This is a genomic window from Aeoliella mucimassa (assembly GCF_007748035.1).
GTDB classification, from domain to species: Bacteria; Planctomycetota; Planctomycetia; order Pirellulales; family Lacipirellulaceae; genus Aeoliella; species Aeoliella mucimassa.
Map to the genome: position 1 here is coordinate 5052012 of NZ_CP036278.1, position 20347 is coordinate 5072358.

General features: G+C 57.3%; 16 protein-coding genes and 2 tRNA genes. 14 read left to right on the forward strand and 4 right to left on the reverse strand.

Annotated features, from left to right (window positions below; all coding sequences use genetic code 11):
• Nucleotides 1–81: 81 nt before the first annotated feature.
• The 4 genes from Pan181_RS19795 (at nucleotide 82) to Pan181_RS26665 (ending at nucleotide 7088) form a co-directional block, all read left to right on the forward strand.
• Complete coding sequence (locus tag Pan181_RS19795) at nucleotides 82–597, forward strand: hypothetical protein (protein ID WP_145249378.1); 516 nt, start codon at nucleotides 82–84, stop codon at nucleotides 595–597.
• Nucleotides 598–905: 308 nt separating this feature from the next.
• Nucleotides 906–2375 (forward strand): efflux RND transporter periplasmic adaptor subunit, encoded by a 1470-nt coding sequence (locus tag Pan181_RS19800; RefSeq protein WP_197528532.1) that lies wholly within the window; start codon nucleotides 906–908, stop codon nucleotides 2373–2375.
• Nucleotides 2365–5886: an efflux RND transporter permease subunit gene (locus Pan181_RS19805; RefSeq protein ID WP_145249380.1), complete on the forward strand. Its 3522-nt coding sequence runs from the start codon at nucleotides 2365–2367 to the stop codon at nucleotides 5884–5886. Before Pan181_RS19800 ends, Pan181_RS19805 begins: the two co-directional genes overlap by 11 nt.
• A 47-nt stretch (nucleotides 5887–5933) precedes the next feature.
• Nucleotides 5934–7088 carry an eL24 family ribosomal protein gene (locus Pan181_RS26665; RefSeq protein WP_231943651.1) on the forward strand — a complete coding sequence of 385 codons (1155 nt, stop codon included), beginning with the start codon at nucleotides 5934–5936 and terminating at the stop codon, nucleotides 7086–7088.
• A gap of 371 nt (nucleotides 7089–7459) precedes the next feature.
• On the opposite strand, the gene Pan181_RS26265 is transcribed toward Pan181_RS26665, so the two are convergent.
• Nucleotides 7460–7556: transfer RNA gene (locus Pan181_RS26265), tRNA-OTHER, on the reverse strand.
• Nucleotides 7557–7948: 392 nt separating this feature from the next.
• Here Pan181_RS26265 and Pan181_RS19815 point away from each other — a divergent pair.
• The 8 genes from Pan181_RS19815 to Pan181_RS19850 all read left to right on the forward strand — a co-directional run bounded on the left by Pan181_RS19815 (nucleotide 7949) and on the right by Pan181_RS19850 (nucleotide 16181).
• On the forward strand, nucleotides 7949–8182 hold the full coding sequence (locus Pan181_RS19815; protein WP_145249381.1) for a hypothetical protein: 234 nt from the start codon (nucleotides 7949–7951) through the stop codon (nucleotides 8180–8182).
• A 1355-nt stretch (nucleotides 8183–9537) separates the two neighbouring features.
• Nucleotides 9538–10137, forward strand: a complete 600-nt coding sequence (locus Pan181_RS19820; RefSeq protein ID WP_197528533.1) for a hypothetical protein — start codon at nucleotides 9538–9540, stop codon at nucleotides 10135–10137.
• The gene (locus Pan181_RS19825; protein ID WP_145248503.1) at nucleotides 10134–11054 is read left to right on the forward strand and encodes a S49 family peptidase; all 921 of its coding nucleotides are present in this window, start codon (nucleotides 10134–10136) and stop codon (nucleotides 11052–11054) included. Before Pan181_RS19820 ends, Pan181_RS19825 begins: the two co-directional genes overlap by 4 nt.
• Before the next feature lie 341 nt (nucleotides 11055–11395).
• Nucleotides 11396–12073: a hypothetical protein gene (locus tag Pan181_RS19830; protein ID WP_145248505.1), complete on the forward strand. Its 678-nt coding sequence runs from the start codon at nucleotides 11396–11398 to the stop codon at nucleotides 12071–12073.
• A gap of 652 nt (nucleotides 12074–12725) precedes the next feature.
• Nucleotides 12726–14546, forward strand: coding sequence for a hypothetical protein (locus Pan181_RS19835; RefSeq protein ID WP_145249383.1), 1821 nt, complete (start codon nucleotides 12726–12728; stop codon nucleotides 14544–14546).
• Entirely contained in the window at nucleotides 14547–14930 is a 384-nt protein-coding gene (locus tag Pan181_RS19840) for a hypothetical protein (protein ID WP_145249384.1), read from the forward strand.
• An 86-nt stretch (nucleotides 14931–15016) separates the two neighbouring features.
• Entirely contained in the window at nucleotides 15017–15289 is a 273-nt protein-coding gene (locus Pan181_RS19845; RefSeq protein ID WP_145249385.1) for a hypothetical protein, read from the forward strand.
• Nucleotides 15290–15659: 370 nt separating this feature from the next.
• Nucleotides 15660–16181 (forward strand): hypothetical protein, encoded by a 522-nt coding sequence (locus Pan181_RS19850; RefSeq protein ID WP_145249386.1) that lies wholly within the window; start codon nucleotides 15660–15662, stop codon nucleotides 16179–16181.
• 83 nt (nucleotides 16182–16264) lie between these two features.
• On the opposite strand, the gene Pan181_RS19855 is transcribed toward Pan181_RS19850, so the two are convergent.
• The gene (locus Pan181_RS19855) at nucleotides 16265–16564 is read right to left on the reverse strand and encodes a hypothetical protein (RefSeq protein WP_145249387.1); all 300 of its coding nucleotides are present in this window, start codon (nucleotides 16562–16564) and stop codon (nucleotides 16265–16267) included.
• Between the two features lie 189 nt (nucleotides 16565–16753).
• On the opposite strand from Pan181_RS19855, the gene Pan181_RS19860 reads away from it, so the two are divergent.
• Together Pan181_RS19860 and Pan181_RS19865 are read left to right on the forward strand one after the other, a co-directional pair.
• Nucleotides 16754–17158 carry a hypothetical protein gene (locus Pan181_RS19860; protein WP_197528534.1) on the forward strand — a complete coding sequence of 135 codons (405 nt, stop codon included), beginning with the start codon at nucleotides 16754–16756 and terminating at the stop codon, nucleotides 17156–17158.
• A 282-nt stretch (nucleotides 17159–17440) separates the two neighbouring features.
• Nucleotides 17441–18619 (forward strand): tyrosine-type recombinase/integrase, encoded by a 1179-nt coding sequence (locus tag Pan181_RS19865; RefSeq protein ID WP_197528535.1) that lies wholly within the window; start codon nucleotides 17441–17443, stop codon nucleotides 18617–18619.
• A gap of 7 nt (nucleotides 18620–18626) precedes the next feature.
• Here Pan181_RS19865 and Pan181_RS19870 read toward each other — a convergent pair.
• Both Pan181_RS19870 and Pan181_RS19875 read right to left on the reverse strand, forming a co-directional pair.
• Nucleotides 18627–18712, reverse strand: a tRNA-Leu gene (locus tag Pan181_RS19870).
• A gap of 135 nt (nucleotides 18713–18847) precedes the next feature.
• On the reverse strand, nucleotides 18848–20287 hold the full coding sequence (locus tag Pan181_RS19875; RefSeq protein WP_145249393.1) for a GGDEF domain-containing response regulator: 1440 nt from the start codon (nucleotides 20285–20287) through the stop codon (nucleotides 18848–18850).
• Nucleotides 20288–20347 lie beyond the last annotated feature (60 nt).

Consider the following 20347-nt stretch of genomic DNA (forward strand, 5'->3'; position numbering starts at 1 on the left):
AGCTAACATTGATTAGGCTAGCCGTCCACGCGATAATGTTCCTGTTGTCGCGAAACACGCTTTAACCTATCGTCCCTCTCGATGATGAAATCCCGTTCATTCCGATTAGCCGTTAATCTTTGCGTAACCGGTGCGTTGTTGCTGCCGGCCGCTGGATTGCCGGCTGCAACGCGAATGGACTGCGAGGCCCAGCCAGCCGAGTCCACCACCTGCCAAGGGTGTGGGTGCTGTGCGGTAAATGGACCGGACGATCGCTGTTGCTGCTGCGGCCCACCGAAGCAAGCAACCGCGAAGCCTGAGCAAGATCTGGCAAAGAGCTGCTGCGAGCAAGAATCGCTCAACACAGAGCAAAAAGACGTGGCCCCGGAATTACTGGATGTATGCACTTGCGGGCTGTCGGACCGAGTTCCGGCGATTCCCTCGCCCGAGCAGCAACCAGTCGCTCAACAGCTAGTACTTAAGCTAACAATGGTCGGCGATTCGTTGGCACTCTGCAACGACGAAGCTTGCAAACTGCCGACAGGTCGCCAGGAATCTTTATCCGCGACTCTTCTCTCCGACGGCGCCCAACAACGACTCTGCGTCTGGCGGATCTGATTCGAAGGCTACCGGTGCGCGCTCTCTAGCGGTCCAAAGGCTGCTGCATGTCTTGAGCGATTCTCTCCGGTGGTAATTCTCCAAGCCGTTGCTCGCCCATCCTAGCCTGCAACGTTCTGCTATCCCTTCGCTTCATCCACTATCGCTCCAGGTCGAGTGCTATGTCGAGGTTTACTCAGTTCGTGTCGAGTAGTGCGCAGTTTGCAATCAAATGCGCACTGGTCATCGCAACGGTGGTTGTCTGTCTGATCGTGATCGGACTCGGCCAGCGTTTCGGTTGGATCAAAATCGAACACCACGTTCATAACATGTCCTCTGATTCGACTGCAGATGGCACCCGTGTCGAATACGTATGCCCGATGCATCCAGAGGTTCGTCAGGACACTCCTGGCAAATGCTTTAAATGCGGCATGAAACTCGAACCGCAAACGGTTGCAGGCTCGGCTCCTGCCCCACCAGCGCCGGAAGACATAGAGCTTTACGCATGCCCAATGATGTGTACGACGCCGAGCGAAGAACCAGGTGACTGCCCAGTCTGCGGGATGGAGCTTGTGAAGATGTCGTCGGATTCAGGGGCACGAAGCGTGTCGATTGATGCCGCGACCCGGCGGATCATTGGCATTCGTACCGCGAAGGCCAAACGAGACATGGTGTACCGATCCATCCGCACGGTTGGACGCATCGAATACGACGAAGAGCGAGTAGCTACCATCGCGGCTTACGTCGATGGCCGACTCGAAGAGCTAATGGCCGACTACGAAGGGGTGGAAATTGCCGCAGGAGATCCTTTGGTGGTGCTCTACAGCCCCAGCTTGTACTCCGCGCAGGTGGAGTTTCTCTCGAGCCTCAACACGCCTTCACTCAACACGTTGGCGGCTGCCGGGGACAATTTAAGCGAGGTCGCCCGCGATAATCTCCGCGAACTTGGGATGACAGATCGACAAATCGAGGAGCTTCAGGCTAGCGGCAAAGCCCAGAAACGCTTGCAAATTGCTTCGCCGATTGGTGGGACCGTAATCACCAAGCACAAAGTCGAAGGCGACTACATCAAGACCGGCGAACCGATTTATCGAGTGGCCGATTTGAACACCGTGTGGTTGATGCTTGATCTTTACCCGAGCGATGCCGCGACGGTGCGATTTGGCCAGCAAGTCGAAACCGAACTGGCATCGCTGCCCGGCGAGATTTACACCGGCCGCATCGCGTTCGTCGATCCGCTGGTGAGCGAGAAATCGCGCACCGTGGCCGTACGAGTGGAGATGTCGAACTTCGACCATCGCCTGAAGCCGGGCGACTACGCAACCGCGACTATTCGCGTGCCTGCTATTCCGCAAGACGAGGTGTACGATCCAGGCCTCGCAGGCAAATGGATAAGCCCGATGCACCCGCAGATCATCCGCAACGCAGCAGGTAGCTGCCCGATCTGTGGAATGGATCTGATCCCTGCGTCGGACCTGGGGTACTCCGAGGTGCCGCTGCCAGAACAGAAGGTGACCGTTGTTCCTCGCACCGCAGTGCTGATGGCGGGGGACAATTCGGTGGTCTATGTGGAAGCGGAACCCGGTGTGTTTGAACTTCGTGAGGTCACCGTGGGGGCGATGACTTCGGACCAGGTGGTGATTGAAAACGGAGTGGAAGTCGGTGAATCGGTCGCCATCGATGGCAATTTTCTCATCGATTCGCAGATGCAACTGCAGAACAAGCCTTCGCTAATCGATCCCTCGAAGGGTTCGGAGGACTCGACGACCATGAGTCAGGAGGCACCCCATGCTCACTAGTTTAGTCAAGTTCTGCGTGAAGGAAGCACCCCTGGTGGTGCTGCTTGCCATCGGGATCGTCGCCTTTGGTTGGTATAGCTTCCGGTCGATTCCGATCGATGCGATTCCCAACATCGGCGAGAACCAGGTGATCGTGCTGACTCCCTGGCCAGGGCGTTCGCCGAAAGACATCGAGGATCAGGTCACTTACCCGCTTAGCGTTTCGCTGCTGGCGGTGCCTGGTGCTGAGAGCGTGCGCGGCAAGAGCATGTTTGGCTACTCGTTTGTGCAAGTTACGTTCAAAGACGAGGTCGACTTCTATTGGGCGCGTAGCCGGGTATCAGAGCAACTTGGCTCCGCTTCCGCCCAACTGCCAGAGGGGGTGACTCCCCAGTTAGGCCCCGATGCAACCGGTCTAGGGCAAGTGTTTTACTACGTGTTGGTACCGCCGGAATCGGGAAAGAGCCTGGCCGACCTGCGATCGATGCAGGACTTCGTCGTTAAGTACGAACTTCAAGCGGTGGAAGGTGTAAGCGAGGTGGCCTCGATCGGTGGGTACGTCCGGCAGTACCAGATTGAAGTTGATCCCGACAAGCTTCGTTTCCACAATGTCCCCCTCGATCGTTTGATGATGGCGATCAAGGGCTCCAACGTCGACGTGGGAGCGAAGACGATTGAATCGTCGGGCATGGAGTTCATCGTCCGCGGCAAAGGCTTTCTCGGCACCGATGGAGACACCGCCAAGGCAATTCGCGACATCGAACAAACCGTGATTGAGCAGCGAGAGGGGGTGCCATTGCGGATCGAAGATGTCGCCCGAGTGCAGCTTGGCCCCGATTTCCGCCGCGGTGCGCTCGACTACAACGGCGGCGAAGCCGTCGGCGGGGTAGTCGTCATGCGCTATGGCGAAAACCCTCGGGCGGTGATCGATCGAGTAAAGGCCAAGATAGAACAGATTACTCCCTCGCTCGAAGGGGTCACCATCAAGCCAGTGTACGACCGCACGGGTTTGATCGACGAGACGGTCGGCACGCTAACCACGGCCTTACAGGAAGAGATCGTGATTACCGCGGTCGTGATTCTACTATTCCTGTTGCACATTCGCAGTAGCTTGATTGTCGCCTCGACGTTGCCGGTTGCGGTGCTGCTGTCGTTTGTCGGGATGAAGGTGTTCGGCCTCGACGCGAACATTATGTCGCTAGCGGGCATCGCCATCGCGATCGGTACGATGGTCGACATGGGGATCATTGTCTCCGAGAACATCTACCAACACCTGGCCGATTGGGAACAGGAAGAACCGTCCAATGAACAAACTCCAAGGCTGACGGTGATCGCGAACGCCGCGGCTGAGGTAGCTCCCGCGGTAGTAACCGCCGTGTCAACGACGATTGTTAGCTTCTTGCCGGTGTTCTTTCTCACTGGGCGAGACTACAAACTGTTCAGCCCGTTGGCGTGGACCAAAACGTTTGCCATCGCCTCGGCGTTGATTGTTGCGATTACATTTGTGCCCGCGTTGTGCCGGTTGATCCTGCGGACCGCCAGTGGCAAGCGACTCACCAGCTTCGCCCTCGCAATATCCACTGCGTTGCTGGCCGGTCTGTTGGTCTACTTCGTGTGGGCCGACGAGATCTCCGCCGCATACGGTCTATCTCCATGGATGGCAACAAGCATTGTCACCGCATTGGCCGCGGCGGCTGGCTGGCAGATGGGCCGGGAACGCATTCGCCCGATCGACGAGAGCATCGTCAGCAAATCGATTGTGGCGACTTACGTGCCGATCTTGCGATTGTTCCTCGCCCACAAACTCTTCTTCTCACTGATACCAATCACGATATTGCTGCTGGGACTTGGCGGCTACTTCGGCTTGCCCAAGATTATGGGCCCCTTTGAACAGGTGGCAGAAACACTTGGTGTCCGTCCCGATGAATTCCCTGGATACGCAGACCTGAAGGATGAGTTTGGTGGATTGAAATCGGACGACTGGATTGCGCTCGACGAGGGAAGTTGGTTTTATATGCCAACGCTTTACCCGGCGGCCAGCTTTAGCCAAGCGATGCAGGTGCTTCAGGCCCAAGATCATCTGATTAAGCAGATCCCCGAGGTTAAGGATGTACTCGGTAAGATCGGCCGCGTCGAGTCGGCACTCGATCCCGCCCCAGCGGCGATGATTGAGACTTACATCATGCTGAAGCCGGAGGATCAGTGGCGCGAGGGCATCACCGCCAAGCAGGTGTGGGACGAGATTGTAGCAGTTGCCACCCTGCCAGGCATTACCAAGGCCAGCCCACTTCAGCCGATCGAAGGGCGAGTCGTCATGCTGCAAAGTGGTATCAAAGCCCCGATGGCTATCCGCATCTACGGCGACCGCCTGGAGGACCTTGCCAAAGCAACACTTTCCGTCGCAGATCACCTGAGAAGTTCTGCCTACGTAGACCCCGGCACAGTTAGTCCCGACATCGTGCTGGGCAAACCTTATGTTGAGTTCACCGTAGATCGCGAAGCGGCCGCCCGCTATGGCATGACCGTCGAGATGGTCAACAGTGTGGTGGAAACTGCCCTCGGCGGGATGAACCTGATCAACACCGTCGAAGGCCGAGAGCGATATCCAGTGCGTTTGCGGTATCGACGCGACCTTCGCGAACGAATTGACGAGCTCGCAAGAGTGCCCGTAGTCACCCACGCTGGGTCGGTAGTTCCCCTTGAGGAACTTACAAAGCTCGAGACGACCTGGGGACCAGGTGCCATCAATAGCGAGAACGCTCGGCTCGTGGCACACGTCGCTTTTGCCACGAGCGATAAGGCGGGTGCGCTGGAATCGGTCGCGGCGATTCAAGAAGACTTGCACGCCTCGCAAAACTTGCCTGCCGGCGACCCCAATCGCTTGGAGCTACCACCTGGATATTCGCTCGAGGCCGTGGGCAGCTTCCGCAACCAGATCGAGGCCAATCAGCGGCTGTTTTGGCTGGTACCGCTCGTGGTGCTGATCAACCTGTTGATTATTTGTCTTCAGTTTCGCCATTGGCCGATCACGCTGGCCATTTTTGCCGGTATTCCAGTGGCCTTCGCTGGTGGAATGATTCTGCTGGCCATCTATGGCACCGAAATGAATACCGCAGTTTGGGTGGGGTTCATTGCTCTGTTCGGGATTGCGGTCGACGACGGTGTGGTGATTGCCACGTACCTCGACCAGGTGTTCACGCGACTCAAGCTCACGAGTGTCGAAGACATTCGCTTCGCCACGATCGAAGCGGGCAAACGACGGATTCGTCCCTGCTTGATGACCACGGCTACTACCGTGCTGGCTTTGCTGCCAGTGTTAGTGTCTACCGGCCGAGGAGCCGATGTCGCCAGAGCGATGGCTATTCCCGTGTTCGGTGGCATGCTTGTCGAGCTGGTTACGCTCTTCGTCGTACCGGTGGTGTTCTGCGCCTACAAAGAGTTCAAGATGCAAATGGGACTCGCTGATCGGCACTGGGAAGGTGTCGAAGAGGAAAGCCCACTCGATTCATTGGTTCCTGCTGCAGAAGGATAAGCAGCGGGATTGGTTTTGTTTTTTACCAACGAGAAAGGAAGGTAGAAATGGTTTTGCGATTTACGCTTAGCTTTGTGCTACTCACACTGTTCGGAGCTTCGGCTGCGAATGCCCAACAACCGAGCGAGTCGCCTTCGCCGGCTACTCACGAGATGGCTCCGGCAACCGACGCCAGCCACGCTGGGCATGAGATGGCTGAAGAGCCAAAGCAGGCCCTCCCCGGCCCTCACGGCGGTGTCGTGAGTCAGGCAGGCGACTTCCAGTTTGAGACACTGCTCGAATCGGGAGGTATCCATCTATTTGCCTACAATGCCCAGGGGCAACCGCTTGATGTTCAGCAAGTTCGCGGGGCGGCCACCCTGCAGTTGAAGGGCGACGCGAAGCGCTACCGCTACGACCTCTATCCCGAGGTGGAGCAGGACAAATCGGCCAAGTCGCTGAGTGTTTCGGTCGACTTGAGTCGTGTAGCAGGTCGCGAAGGTGAGCTGACGTTCCAACTGGCAGGCCTGGCGAGTTCGAATCGTCGCCCGGTGTCGTTCTCGACCCCGTTTGTGGGTCCGCTTTCCGAAGCACAGAAAACGGCAGCAGCCATCGCCGCCCAAGGTATCTGCCCTGTTAGTGGACAGCAACTCGGCTCGATGGGCGAACCGATCGCCGTGACCGAAGGCGAGCAGACCATCTACGTCTGTTGCGCGGGCTGTGTCAACAAGGTAAAAGCCGACTTTGCTACGTACCTGAAGAAGATCGAGCAAAAGATCGTCGCCGCGCCGGCAACCGAGGCCGACGCCGAAGCGATCAAACTGCAGAAGACCTGCCCGGTGACCGAGGCTCCTCTTGGATCGATGGGATCGCCGATCAAAGTGACCGGGCTTGATCGCGATGTCTATCTCTGCTGCCAAGGTTGCCTGAAAGCACTGGAGAAATCGCCCGAGAAGTACCTGGCAAAACTTCCTCCGCTGCCTACTCCGAAGCCGGTAGTGGTCCTGGCAACGAAGGACGACGCGGCCTTTGTCGCAGCACAGAAGCTCTGTCCGGTAATGGATGAACCGCTCGACGCGATGGGCGGTCCCTACAAGACCGTTGTCGAAGGCAAGGTTGTTTATCTTTGCTGCCCTGGTTGCGCAAAGATGCTCAACGCTGAGCCCGAGAAGTACCTAGCCAAGCTGAAGGAGCAGGGTATCACCCCGCCTGCGGCCAAGTAGCTGCAAGCGCAACTACGAAACAGGGGCAGAGCCAGGCCATGGCCTACTCTGCCCCTGATTAATGAATAACCATGGTTACAAGTTTGGAAACCAACTTGCCATAACAGACCAATCGAACGGAACCATCGTGGTCGGTTCGCTGTGCGATAGCAATTCCGGATGCCCCGTGCATTCTCAAGGAATGCGCAGGACTTTCCACAAAGCTCCACTGACTGCCCCAACTTCCCCCGTCATGGAGCCTGATCCTGAAACGCTGCAAAATCTGGTGCAGCAATCGTCGGAATGGTACGGAACTGCACCTCGCCTGGTACCGACTGAACCCCACGAATCGCCAAAAAGGGATATGCCCAAGGCGAAACACCGTTCACAACTAGCCGAGGCGGGACTCGAACCCGCACGTGGGTTACCCCACACTGGATTTTAAGTGTACTGAATGTACGTTCAGGTTACTGCCATGCACTCCAGGCTCGCGTTTTTTGCTCTCTTTTCACGTTCTGAGCGATGCAAAAAACTGATTTCAGGTAACACCCAAGGTAACACTTGGAGTCGCTATCGCAAGTGGTTGGCGGTGCCGGTCGTTATTACGATTGCCCCCCCATGCTTGACGCTAGCTAGGAACACCTGTTACATTCCTTGCCGCAACAATTTGGTAGCAGCGGCACCTGACTTAACAAAGCCACCAGAGTTCCCACGTGGAACCCTGGTGGCTTTTTTTATTGCCTACTCAGTAGCCCACCGAAGCGATTTTTGTTTTTGAACTTTAAGTGTCGAGATTTTGAGATTTGCGCCGAAAGAGCGTAAGAGGTGCTTACGGAAGCGCCACCAACAACACCACCAATACTTGCAAGGGAGTTTGGGTAATGCCAAGGAAACTCACAAACCAGAAAGCGATCGGAATCGACCCGCGAATGCGTTACACGCTCTTGGGATTCAAGCAGGCGGCTGGCGTGGGCGACAAGCTGATTCTCGCAGCGGCGAAAAAGGGTGTCTCGCTTCGCAAGAAGCGGATTGGCAAGCGGGTCTACATCGACGGCGAGGACGCGATTCGTTACCTCGACGAACTCGAAAAGTTACCAAAGCCGATTTGCGGGTGAGGGCTGAACAAAAAAACCCCGCCGAGTGAGTGGAACACCTCGGCGGGGCGAACATCGTGTAGCACACGGAGTGTAGCAGACCATGGGCATTGATGCTAGCCAAAAGCCGCTAGATTTTGAGTCTAGGAAGCGCGAACGGTATGTGATGCTTGAATCGGCGTTACGAATTTCTGGTGCGTCTGCAAAGGTATGGGCGTTGATCCGAACGATCGAGAGCGTTTGTGGCAGCACGGGAAAGCCCCTTAGGTGGAGCTACCAAACGATCGCGGAGAAACATGGTTACTCACGGTCGACCGCGAAGCGTGCTGTTGCTGACGCGATAAAGTCTGGCTTGGTCACTCTGACCACCGGAACTAACTATAACGGATCCCAAGCTGCCAACGAGCTCTCAATCGACTGGAATGCGGTTCGTCATCTTGCGATTAATCGCAGTGCCGAATACTCGCATCAGAGAGAATACAACCGCACCACTTCGACACCGGTAAAGGCACCGGACCACAGTGACCACCCCCCGGGTCAACTTGACCCCCCGGGGGGTCAGATTGACCCTACCCCCCGGGTCAATTTGACCCTACCCCCGGGTCAGATTGACCCCCCCTATATAGGAATAGATACAAAAGAAACCTCCACCACCACCGCAGACGACTGGGAGGAGGTGGAGGGGGAGGTTTTCAAGGCGGGTGTAAACGATGCAAGCAGATGCACTGCCGATGCTCGATCGAATGGCTCCCCCCCATCACAGGTTCGCGAGGTGCTTGCCTGGTGGAAAGAACACCGCGGTGGCTTCGACCACCCAGAAGCTGCTCTCTACAACCGCATTCGAAGATGCGAGCCAAGTACCGACGCCGATCAAGGCTGGCCCTCGTGGCGAGACGGGTACACACCACCAGAGGTGGAACGATCAAAGCAGGAGGAAGCTCGCTGGCGAATGCTTCATCAGAAGTGGGGCCCGGTTATTGAAGGTTGGGACAAGCGCGAGAAACGACGGTGGGCCGAACGGGTTGTGGCTGACCACCCTGAACACAAAGGGGATGGAAAGCAAATCTATCGATCCATCGTGCAAATCTTGGAAAGCGATTCCGATTACTCACCAGTGCCACAAACGGTTGAAATCTGATGGTTAGAACTCTGAGCGTGCTTCCCAACGACGTAGATCCCTTTCACAGAGATCACTACGCACAGGTTAGGAAGCTTGGCCGCGACGAAGCTGAAACACTTCTGCGAGACAACTACCCATTGGTTGCGAGTGCGATCTTGAACAGTTGGCCACCGAACGAGCCACCAAAGGGAATCGCGTTGGCTTCATTGCTGGGAATTATCTCGAACAGGGCCGAACCCGTGTCCAGGTGGAAGCGATGAACAACACGAGCAGCAAGCAACTAGTTTTCGTTGGCGACGTCGGCCGCGGCGAGGCTGCAGGCGAGGTTTTTCAGGAGTGGCACCCGTCGCTCGACGTGCTTCGAATGAGTGGCACGATTGATTTCGATCGGTGGGTGGAAGCGGCTGACCTGATTGAGAGCTTCACGCGGCCGACGTTTATCGTTTTCGACTCAGCCACCCAAGCCACGCAGGGATTCGCGTTCGCTCGTCAGGAAATCGACTGGCTGCGAGATCTACGCAAGCTTCCGGTTGGCCTGTTGCTTCGTAATGGTAGCGGCTACGGGCTCGAGTTGGCCACCCTCGCAGATGTAGTGTTCATCGTGCCGGAATCAACGGTTGGTATGACCGCAGCGCGCACGCTCGACGCCGAGCTGGCAACCGGCTGGCGGTGGCACGACGCCCAGGTGCCCGGCCCCGGTGTCGGCTGGCAGGTGTCACGCGAACGATTGTTGTGGCTGCGGGACAATCGCATCGGCGCGGAGTTGGCCGAGTCGTTGTTCGGCCTGTTGCTTTCCCGAGATGAAGCGTTTGCATTCGAAACGTTCACCGAAGTTACGCGAGGTAATTCACAATGAAACACGAATTGGCAGCAGTGCTGCCGGCCGCGGCGGCTGAACTTCAAGAAGCGTTGGCGATTTCGCCAACGCACCAGGTTGTGCGTTTTCGCGAGGACTCGAAGCTGGTCGCCACCTGCTGGGTCGAAGGCGTGTTGACGCCTTGGTATCTGGAGCGGGTGCGCGAGAGGCTGTACTCGATTCTGCGTAATGATGCTGTTGGCCATGTGATAATTCGCATGAGTTCGCCGGGTGGTCTAGTCGCAGGCGTGCCTGAAACGGCCGACTTGGTGCGAGAGTTCAGCGAAGCGAAAGCGGTAACTGTTATAGCAAGTGAGTACCTAGCGAGCGCCGCCTACTGGATCGCTTCGCAAGCCACCACAATCATCGCTTCGCCTTCAACGGTGGTGGGCTCCGTTGGTGTGATTTCGGTGCTCACCGATTCGAGCGCCGCTTATGAAGCGGCTGGCATTAAAGTGATTCCGGTTGCCTCGGCAAATGCGAAGCATCGCGGAATGCCCGGCGTGCCTGTCACTGAGGGCGATATCGAAGCGGTTCGCGCACAGGTCGAGGAAGTTAGCAGATGGTTCCTGCAATACATCAATCGCGTGCCTCCCAAGTGCAGCCGACGCCGCATGACTTCCGACCAGGTACTGAATGCGATTTCCGCCGAAACCTACTATGCAGAGGAAGCGTTGAAGCGGGGCTTCGTTGACGAGGTGGCAGCCCCCGAGCAGGCCATCGCGGCGGTACTCGCGAACGACAAGCACGCCGACCTCCGCGGCAAGGATGCTTACGACAAGTACGCCGAGCTGGCTCTCGCCGCGCACCCCGGCGTTGACTTTTTGGCAGACCTCAGTGAATCACAGGAGGCTGCTTTGCGACGCAAATACCCAACACTTGCCGAAGCTGCCGACGACTACCGGCGGCTCCACTAGAAAAAGCAAATCACTCTCCCCCCCACCACTACAAGGATTGAAGAATGGGAAACGCAACAGAAACCAAGCCCGCCGGCAAACGAGAAAAGCCTGTCACTGACGAGGCCACTGCGATCGTCGAATCGGAACGCCACAATGAGTTGATAAGGCTTGTCGCACTGGAGCAACTGTTGGATGAGCTGGTGGACCGTCACGATGGTAATTTTGTATCTGGCGAGCTGATCGTCACGCCTGCTGAGTGGTCCTTTTTAAAGTCGCACCAAGTACAACACCTCCAGAGGAAGGTCGAGAGCGTCCACGAATTGGCGATGCTGCTTCGCTCGCGAGCAGGCACCATGCGAATGCTCGAAGAACTCGGCGGCGACTACAACGCAGTCGTTGCTGCGAAGGCAGAACTCGACGCCGCCGAGAAGACCCTCGCGAATACCAGAGCCGAAATGGAAGACCTTGATGTTACCGAGGGGTCGCGCGAGCCGGTGCTCGCGCAGCAGGCAAGTTCGCTTGCAAAAAAGCTGCGAGAGCTGGTAGCGATTCGCGATAAAAAGAGAGCCGCATTTGAGAGTGTTCAAAGTTGTTATGAGCGGCTTCTCGAAAGGGCACCTCAGCCGCTTCGCGACAAGGTCGCGTTCACGCGGCGTGAACTAAAGGCAGAGTTCTCCGAGCTATTCATATTGAAAGATGAAATCGAGCAGCACAAAGGTTGGGTTTCAATCGAAGGATCGCAATCACTTCGGCGTTGGGCGAGTACCGGCGGCCACGCTTTGATCGTTTGGGAAGCGGTTCGATTATATTGCCCGGCAGCGATCGATGAACGAGAAAAAAATAACCCCAAGCTAGATGGCGAGGTATGGATTGCCTGGCTGAATGAAATCGAAGCGGCGCTGCCTGAAAAGATCGAACGCAGAGATCAACTGCAGGCCGAGTTCGACGAAAGAGCGCTGGCAGCTCGCGAGCCGATCCATGCGTGGATGAGAATGAAGCGGCTTGAAGTGTCTATGATCGCCGACGACTCCGAGTAAAGCAAAACAAACCACTCCCCCCCACTTTGTTACACAGAGAGAGAAAAAAGACATGTTTGCATTTCCAACAAAAGCATCGATCGAAGCTACCCCTGAAGCGGACCGGAAGGCGAAGCTGGTAGCCATCGCGACCGCGTACCAGCAGGAGAAGAACTGCCGCTGGAGCGAGGCTTGCCTTGAGGTCAAGAGGCGGTACGGCGGGGTTGCGTGTGACGCGTTCAGCGCGCCTGCCCCGAAGGCGTTTCGGTAGTCGTGGTGAGTGTGGCGGCGGCGGGCTGGCTCTGCTTTGGTCGGACAGGTGTGAGCCACCCGCTGCCGTTTGAATTCACCAGCGGGCTGCTATTGCGTTGGGTTGACGAAAAGGGCTCAGGTGATGAGCCAAAGCAAAAGCCAACGCGAGGCGTTGGCAGGCGAGCTGTGGCGAGCCCTGGGGCACCCCCCACCCCCCCCGGGGGCCAAGGGTCCTTTGCCGCCCCCCCTCCCGCAGTGGGCTCCGCCCGCAATCGCGGCACTTTTATTTGTTCGAGGCAGAGAGGGTAAGTAAGTAAGTCGGCGCGGCGAATGCCCCCAAAAGGGCGTTTTCTCTGGGATTCCAGCACTTACACCCCGCCGAATCACTTACTTGCAGAGGCTCTTAGAAAGGATTCCAGCCATGGGCACAAAGTTCGAACTTCAAGGTTCCGGTCGCGGTGCGGTCGAGTTGATTCGTCAGCTCAACGCGGAACTCGACAAGTCGGAACAGCAAGGGGCCGACGCGGCGAAAGGCCTCGCGAAGCTCAAGAGCGAGGCGGAGCGATTCGCGGCGACTGGCGACAAGGTCGAGCAGTACAACCACAAGCTCGCCCGGCTCGCCCACTACGTCGAGAAGGGAGCCTTGGAGCAAGGCAAGGCCGAAGCCGCTGCGAATCGCTGGCGTCAGCAGCTTGATCGGCTTGATCCGAAGCTGAGAGAGGCGGCCGAGAGCGAACGCAAGCTGGCAGCGGAGTCGGAACGGGTAAAGCAGGCGCTGCGGCAGCAGGGTGAAACGCTCAGGCAGTCGCTGGAAACCCCGCAGGAATCGTTCAACCGCCAGCTACGTGAAACGATCAAGCTGCACCGGGCGGATGCGATCAGCGTCGAAACGCGGCGCCGAAGGATCGCTCAGCTTCGTGGCGAGCTGCACGCGGCAACTTCGGCCACGAAGGGTATGTTCAGTAAGCAGGTGCTCAGCGGTTTGGCAGCTGGCGTGACTGGCCTGCTGGGCGTGGGCTCGGCGGCCAGTACGGCCATGCAGGCCCTTCGGCAAATGGAGCAAACCGCGCAGTCGGCCAGCAGCGCGGTAGTCGAAAGCCTCGGCAGCTTGGGCGAGCTGCAGCAGGTCAGCGATTCGCCGGAAGATTACCTAGCTAATCTCGGCGTGGCTCGGGAAGCGGTCAAACGCGGCATCTTCGAGAATTACTCGCAGGGCGGTGATTTCGCGATCGCTGTGAAGAATGCAGGCTACTCGAAAGAGGACGTGAGGGCGCTCCTCGATATCGGCGAAAGCAGGCAAATCGCTGGCGACAAGCTCATTGAGTTCGGAAAGTCGGCTAGCAAAGTCGGCAATCTGTACGATGGCCGGTATTCATTGCGCGAAATCGCCGACAGAGTCAGCGTTAGCTCAAAGGAAACGCAGGTGTCGGCGGCTGAGACCGCCCAAGCCTCCACCAAGTTTGGGCAGCAGTCGCGAGAACTGGGCTACGCCGGCGATTCGTCGATGGCGGCTCTGGCGGTGTTGGAAAAGCAAGCGGGGAATATCGATCAGGCGGGAACGCAGCTCGGCGCGTTCTATAATTCGCTTCTCCGTCGCGGCCTGGCTAAAGGCACGCTAGTTGAAACGCTCGATAGCATTCAATCGCAAGTAGATGCTGGCAGTACGGCTATCAATGTGTTGGGCGAATCGAACGCGGCGATGGCGTTCTCGGCGTTGCAAAACGATCGGGAAGGCTTCGCTCGCATTCGTAGCAACCTGGCAAACGCGGATGGCTACCTAGATGCTCGCCGGTTCATCGAAGTCGATCCTAGCGTAAGCGCGGCCAATATGGTGCCCGCATCGGCGGGTCGGTTGAAAGACGCGGCGCTTCGGTATGGCGACATTGAATCGGCGAGCGAGGCGGCCGCGAACGACATCGAAGCATCATGGCTACGCCGAGGCCATCCAACCATGGCCGCGATCGGTCGCGGCGTGACTAACACGCAAGATTCGCTAGGTTATGATCGCAGTATCGTGCTAGGCGCGGCGCGGAACGAATATATCGGTCTTGAGAACCGGCTTGGGTACGCGAAGTATTTGCAGTCGACTCCCGGCAACGCAAACGAAGCGATCATTCTACAAAGGCTCATTCCGCTGCTGGAAGAGCAATTGGAGGTGCAGAAGCGTAGCCTCGGCATTCAAGAGCAAAAAGAAAGTAATACGAGCGAGCCGGCCGGCGGAACGACGAAGCAGGAGAACTAAATGACGAAATCCTCTACGCTCGCACCGGCACCTCCCAACAAGAATAAAGCCATGACGATCGACCAACACATTCGCAAGCTCTTCGTAGATTGCTACGTCGGCTTGCCCCACATCGATGTTCGGATGCACCAGGCCGCCGAGCACATGACCGCGGCTTTCATTGATTGGCTGATTGAAGACCTGGTCACCGTCGACGAGGTCCGCGCGTGCAGCACGTTCGAAGAGTTGCTCACGCTCGGTAGCGAGGTCGCGGAAAAGCGAATCGCACAGTTGCCGCCAGAATTGCAGGCCGTCGCTCGCGAGTCGATCGATAACGCGAATAAGGTGCTGCGTGAGGAGTTGGCGTTGTTGAAACAGGAGGTCGGCCTGGTGCCACCGCCGTAGGCGGTGGTGGTCGATCGACTGGAAATTGCCGCCAAAATTGGCGGAGATTTTTGACCCACAGGATGGTCGCTGCTCGCGCTCGTGACATGTACGACAAGGCGGCGAAGGCCAGCTATGACGCTAATGTCGGAAGGCCAAAAAAGGGGGAGGAAAAATCGCCGGAAAAATTACCGGGGATTTCTAGGGACGCCCGCGACGCAGCCGGAAAGACAGTTGGCGTAAGCGGCAAGTCGGGTAGCGAAATCGGTGGCAAAAAAGGTCCGGCAACGTTGCCCGGACAAATCGCTAGTGAACACCAAGAAAGTACGCTTGAACTTTCTGGAGAAGTGCGTAAGATCATGAATGCTAAACCCGTTTGACCAACGGCGACAGGTGTTACCAGGAAGCTCGCACGCTGCATCTGATTGGCAGGCGAAAGCCGCATCGGAAGCAGCACGCGAGCGAAATGGTTGCCCCCTTCCAGCCGTGGTTCGACATTAGAGGACATCTGAAAATGCTAAATCCCTATCTGAAATCAGAGCGCGGTCGCGCGCAGGTTTGGGGAATCCGCGAGGACCCCGGGCGGTATCAGATGCCGCCTAGCAAAGCCTGTGCGCGGTCGCGCTTTCTTTATGGACCCGGCAATCTGCTGGGACCAGGGAAGGTGCGCCAACGATGGCAATTACCCTTACACGAAATCTCCAGTGCTGGCTGGCTCACTTCGTAGCTTTCCGGTGGACCTGGCGGCGAATGCCCAACCGCTACCGGCCACTACTCCGAGCAGAGTTCTGCGCCGGCGATCAGTTCGCCGAGGCCATGTTCCTGCTGAATGCTGGATACCGGGCCGCGGCCGTCAGCACGTCGCGAACGGCCGTCGAGCGGTTGCTTAAGCGCGTGGCGCTCATGTGCCCTGGCTGGCGAACGCTTCGTCGACCGCAGATCCATAGATTGACCGAGTTCTTGCTGGCTGAGGGCGTCATTAGCGAGCAGGAGAGGCGAGACTTCACGAGTTTCGGCAACATGGCCAGCAGTGTTATGCATGGAGGCGATTGCAACATGCACAAGGCGGCGAAGATCGTCGCCCAAGGGGAACGCATTCGCGCAAGCATGCTGCCCATTTTATATAACCTGGTCTGCACTCAGCCGGACACGAAACGCGAGCAGGCCAAGAGCGAGTGGGTTGAGCTAAGCAAGAATCGCATTGCTGACCTCGACCTCCCCCCAATCGTCGGGTCCGTCCAGGAGGGAGGGGCACCGTGCAAGAACGCATAACAAGAGAACACTTCAACCGAATCAAGCGAGAACTCGATTCGAACAACGGCACCCAACGAGCGATAGCGGAAAGGCTCGGCGTTTCACCGTCCACGGTCCATCTGGTTGCACGGGGTTGTCACGGCTACCAGCGAGAGCAAATCTGGCCAGAGGGAAAGGGCACCGACCCATCCCCCGAAGAGATCGCACGCCACTGCGAGGCGATCCGCAGGAGGCACGGCCACCACGTCGAAGAACCCGAGCGCGTCGAGATTCAGGTAGTGAGCCTGGCCGAGCTTGGCTTGATTTAAGGTAGAGAGACCCACGCCGGCCGCAGCGTAGACCGCGGCAACGGTCGCGGCCGGCATGGGTTGACCAATACGTACCCGATACGTATTATGCATCCGTTACGTACTGCAAAGCAGGAGTTAGCTATGCCACAAAGTTACGTGAGGATGACCATCAGTATTCCGGCAGACGTTCGGAAGCGGATGGATCGCTGCCCCAAATCTACGAACTGGTCAGCACTCGCAGCGGAGGTGTTCTCCCTGGAGGCAGACCGCCATCAACCCAAACGACCCAGAGAGTTGAAAATGTCCCAAGTCGACGTTGCTCGGTTGCGTAAGTCCCTTGAAGGCTCTGAGGCGGAGCTGTACCGAGAGGGGCGTGTAGAGGGATTCGATTGGGCCTCAAAAATTGCCGAAGCACCGCAGTTAAAGAGGCTCTGGAAATATCGCCAAGACGCTGACGAGTATTGGACAGCGCACTTTCACGAGGAGAATTCGTCGATTCAGTGGTCGCACTTGGGCCCCATCGGAACCGTGATTGCGGCGATCGTCTCGGATGACCCTGAAGAGGTAGAGCCAAACGAGATTTCAGAGTTCTTTGACGACGCGATCGGAGAAGAGAATGTCACGCTCTACGACGAGGGTGAGTTCATGCGAGGGTTCTTCGAAGGGGCGATCGAAGCGTGGGAGCAAGCCGTTTCGATGATGTAGTCCCATTGGGAAACCGGTGCCAATTTTGGCACCAGTTTCAGAGGGCGAAAGGTTCAGCCAAAAATGGCTGAACCTTCCCGCCGTCCACGTAGGTTGTCAACGTATGTCAGCTACCTACGTCGACAACCTACGTTGAAAGTGAAAACTGCCAGAAAGGCAGCCACAGGATGCGTCAGAATCGCATGGAAGCAACAAACCCGACCCTTGAGACCTGGAGGCAAGCCAGCGATGCACGAGGAGATAACGGTCCACGTTGTCGACATGGGCAGAACGAATCTCTACATGAGGTACCTTTGCCCGATCGAGAACAAGCATATCGCCCGATCTACCAAAACCTCCAATCAGAAAGCCGCCGAGAAAAAGGCCGCGATCTGGGAGGCCGAACTCCGCGAAGGTCGCTACGTGAGGTCGCCGAGAGTGACCTGGGAGGAGTTCGTTGAAGACTACCAAGAGAATGCACTCGGTGGCCTGGCACCGGCGACGGCCTACGGGTACGTACTCGCGTTGAATAAGTTCCGAGAGTATTTCCGACCGAAGCGCGTTGGCGACCTGACCACCCACCGCATGACCGCCTTGGTTACCAAGATGCGAGCCGAGGGAAGCGCAGAGGCTTACATTGCTGGCACGCTGCGATCGCTCAAGAGGGCCAGTCGATGGGCACACAAGCAAGGCATGTTGGTCAAGCTTCCAGAGTTCGAAATGCCGAAGCAGCGAACTAAGAAAAGAATGAAGGGGCGACCGGTCACCACCGAGGAGTTCGAGCGCATCGAACAAGCAGCCGCGAAGGTGGTGGGCGAGCAAGCTGCCGAGTCCTGGGTGTTCTATCTTCGCGGCCTGTGGGAATGCGGGTTCCGGCTTGGTGAGTCGCTGCTGTTGAGCTGGGACGATCGCCCCGGCGCGATCGTGGTCGACTTCGACGGGCGCCGACCCCTATTTCGTATCCCTGGATCGGCCCAGAAGCGAGGGACCGACGAGCTGCTACCCATGACGCCGGAGTTTGCCAAGCACCTTGAGACAGTCCCTAAGCGGTACCGGCGTGGTTGGGTGTTTCAGCTCACGGATGATTCGGGGGCACCACACAGCAGGTCACGTCACTCGGTTGGCCCGGTCATCACTAGCATCGGCAAGAAAGCTGGCGTCGTGGTCGACGAGCGAATGAAGCGCACCAACGACGACAAGGGCCGCCCGGTCGAGAAGCTAGTTCGCAAGTTTGCTAGTGCCCACGACCTTCGGCGTGGGTTCGGATTCCGCTGGTCACGCCGGGTCATGCCGCCAGTGCTGCAGGAACTGATGAGGCACGCGTCGATCCAAACAACCATGGCTTACTACGTTGGGCAGAATGCCGAGAGCACCGCCGACGAGCTGTGGAGAGCCGCAGAACGCGAATCAGGTAACACTTTAGGTAACAGTAAGCAGAAATCAAAGCCCCGTCGTAAAGGCGGGGGTCACAAAACTACTTAAAAACCAGTAGCCGAGGCGGGACTCGAACCCGCACGCCCATTTCTGGACACTGGATTTTAAGTCCAGAGCGTCTGCCAATTCCGCCACTCGGCCGTGGTGATCGGTAGCAATATGGTACGCCGTGGTTAGGCGGCAGGTCAAAGGGGTTATGTTTTCGTCGTTTTTTGCCGGTCGAGCGGAATCTCGGCTATGGCGTCACTGCAAGATCGCCCCGTCTGCACGGCTCTACTACCCCAGTGGTTTATGCCAGGTGGGCCTGGGAGTGGGGAGCATGTCGCGGTCGACTTGAGGTGGTCCACTGGCTGCTGGTTCGCTAATGTGATAGCTGTTCTTTCCGGAACGCTTGGCCTGGTACATCGCTTGATCGGCCGAGTCCAGCAAATCGTGAAACGAGTTCATCGTCGCATCGGCAAAGGCGACGCCGATGCTGGCCGAAGGGGTAAACGACACTTCGCCTGGCAGCGAGCAAGGACTCGCAATGGCCTTTGATAAACGGTCGGCAATCACGTAGCCCGCCTGACGGCAATTGAGATCCTCAATGAGAATCGCGAATTCGTCGCCTCCCAGTCGGGCGATCACGGAGTCTGGCCGGCGAATATTTGCCTGCACGTTGTAGGTCAACGAAGCCAAGATAGAATCGCCCGCAGCGTGCCCGAAGTTGTCGTTGACGAGCTTGAAGTCGTCGACGTCGATATACACAATCGCAAATGTTCGGCTGGTATCGCGCTGGAACTGGGCGAACCGTCGCATGACTCGCTCGAGGAACAACGCCCGATTAGGCAGCCCGGTCAACGCGTCGACCGACTTCCCTTCGGTCACGTCGGTAAGCGATCCCGCCATGCGAGTCGCGCGACCATTTGCATCGAACACGGCTTTGCCTCGGCAGAGCATCCAGCGATACTCTTCGTTGGCATGATGCATCCGCAGTTCCGAATCGAAGTGCGTAGTCTCACCATTCAGATGGGCCTTGAGACCTTGGAAAATCTGATCGCGATCGTCTTCATGGATACGATTGAACCAGTGATTCGGTGCGCCGAAGTGCTCTCGTTCCTCCAAGCCCAACATCGCTTGCCAGCGGGGGGAGAAATACATGCAATCGCCGAGCAGGTCCCAGTCCCACATACCGTCGTTGGTACCTTGCATGGCCAGCTGATAACGCAGAATACTCTCGCTCAACTGGCGCTGCATTTGTTGCATCCGCAAATGGGTACGAATGCGGGCGATCGCCGTGGCCGAGTCGAATGGCTTGGTAATGTAGTCGTTCGCGCCTAGCTCGAAAGCAGCGATAGCACTTTGTCGATCGCTGTCGGAAGTCACAATCACGACCGGCAGCACCGCTTCGCTATAGTGTTGACGGATAACTCGCAACACTTCTAGGCCATTGTGCGGCGGCATATTCAGATCGAGCACCGCAAAGTCAAACTCCTGGCAGCTTAGTTTCCAGGTAGCCTCTTCGTAACTGGCGGCCACTTCGCAGTGAGCGCCAATGTAAGAACAGATGTTTGCCAATACGGAACGACTAATCGGATCATCGTCGGCGATCAACACCTGGCATCGACGCGAGAACGTGGAAGTGGTGGAAAACGCCTGACTATGATACGTGTCGTGCAAGGGCTCCGAACGATGATCATTCGAAACCGGTTGATAGGGAAATGCAAAAGGGGGCATGGAAGTTAGCTCAACAAAGTTACAAACTTCGACAGCAACTAATGGGAAGTTAAAAGTGTG

Excerpts from the sequence above, each read along its gene's own strand:
- Pan181_RS19815 (WP_145249381.1), top strand. The coding sequence starts at position 7,949 with ATGCCAAGGAAACTCACAAACCAGAAAGCGATCGGAATCGACCCGCGA.
- Pan181_RS19865 (WP_197528535.1), top strand. The coding sequence starts at position 17,441 with ATGAGGTACCTTTGCCCGATCGAGAACAAGCATATCGCCCGATCTACC.
- Pan181_RS19845 (WP_145249385.1), top strand. The coding sequence starts at position 15,017 with ATGTACGACAAGGCGGCGAAGGCCAGCTATGACGCTAATGTCGGAAGG.
- Pan181_RS19855 (WP_145249387.1), bottom strand. The coding sequence starts at position 16,564 with ATGCATAATACGTATCGGGTACGTATTGGTCAACCCATGCCGGCCGCG.
- Pan181_RS19830 (WP_145248505.1), top strand. The coding sequence starts at position 11,396 with ATGCTCGAAGAACTCGGCGGCGACTACAACGCAGTCGTTGCTGCGAAG.
- Pan181_RS19800 (WP_197528532.1), top strand. The coding sequence starts at position 906 with ATGTCCTCTGATTCGACTGCAGATGGCACCCGTGTCGAATACGTATGC.
- Pan181_RS19875 (WP_145249393.1), bottom strand. The coding sequence starts at position 20,287 with ATGCCCCCTTTTGCATTTCCCTATCAACCGGTTTCGAATGATCATCGT.
- Pan181_RS19820 (WP_197528533.1), top strand. The coding sequence starts at position 9,538 with ATGAACAACACGAGCAGCAAGCAACTAGTTTTCGTTGGCGACGTCGGC.
- Pan181_RS19835 (WP_145249383.1), top strand. The coding sequence starts at position 12,726 with ATGGGCACAAAGTTCGAACTTCAAGGTTCCGGTCGCGGTGCGGTCGAG.
- Pan181_RS19805 (WP_145249380.1), top strand. The coding sequence starts at position 2,365 with ATGCTCACTAGTTTAGTCAAGTTCTGCGTGAAGGAAGCACCCCTGGTG.
- Pan181_RS19825 (WP_145248503.1), top strand. The coding sequence starts at position 10,134 with ATGAAACACGAATTGGCAGCAGTGCTGCCGGCCGCGGCGGCTGAACTT.
- Pan181_RS19840 (WP_145249384.1), top strand. The coding sequence starts at position 14,547 with ATGACGAAATCCTCTACGCTCGCACCGGCACCTCCCAACAAGAATAAA.
- Pan181_RS26665 (WP_231943651.1), top strand. The coding sequence starts at position 5,934 with ATGGTTTTGCGATTTACGCTTAGCTTTGTGCTACTCACACTGTTCGGA.
- Pan181_RS19795 (WP_145249378.1), top strand. The coding sequence starts at position 82 with ATGATGAAATCCCGTTCATTCCGATTAGCCGTTAATCTTTGCGTAACC.
- Pan181_RS19850 (WP_145249386.1), top strand. The coding sequence starts at position 15,660 with ATGCCCAACCGCTACCGGCCACTACTCCGAGCAGAGTTCTGCGCCGGC.
- Pan181_RS19860 (WP_197528534.1), top strand. The coding sequence starts at position 16,754 with ATGTCCCAAGTCGACGTTGCTCGGTTGCGTAAGTCCCTTGAAGGCTCT.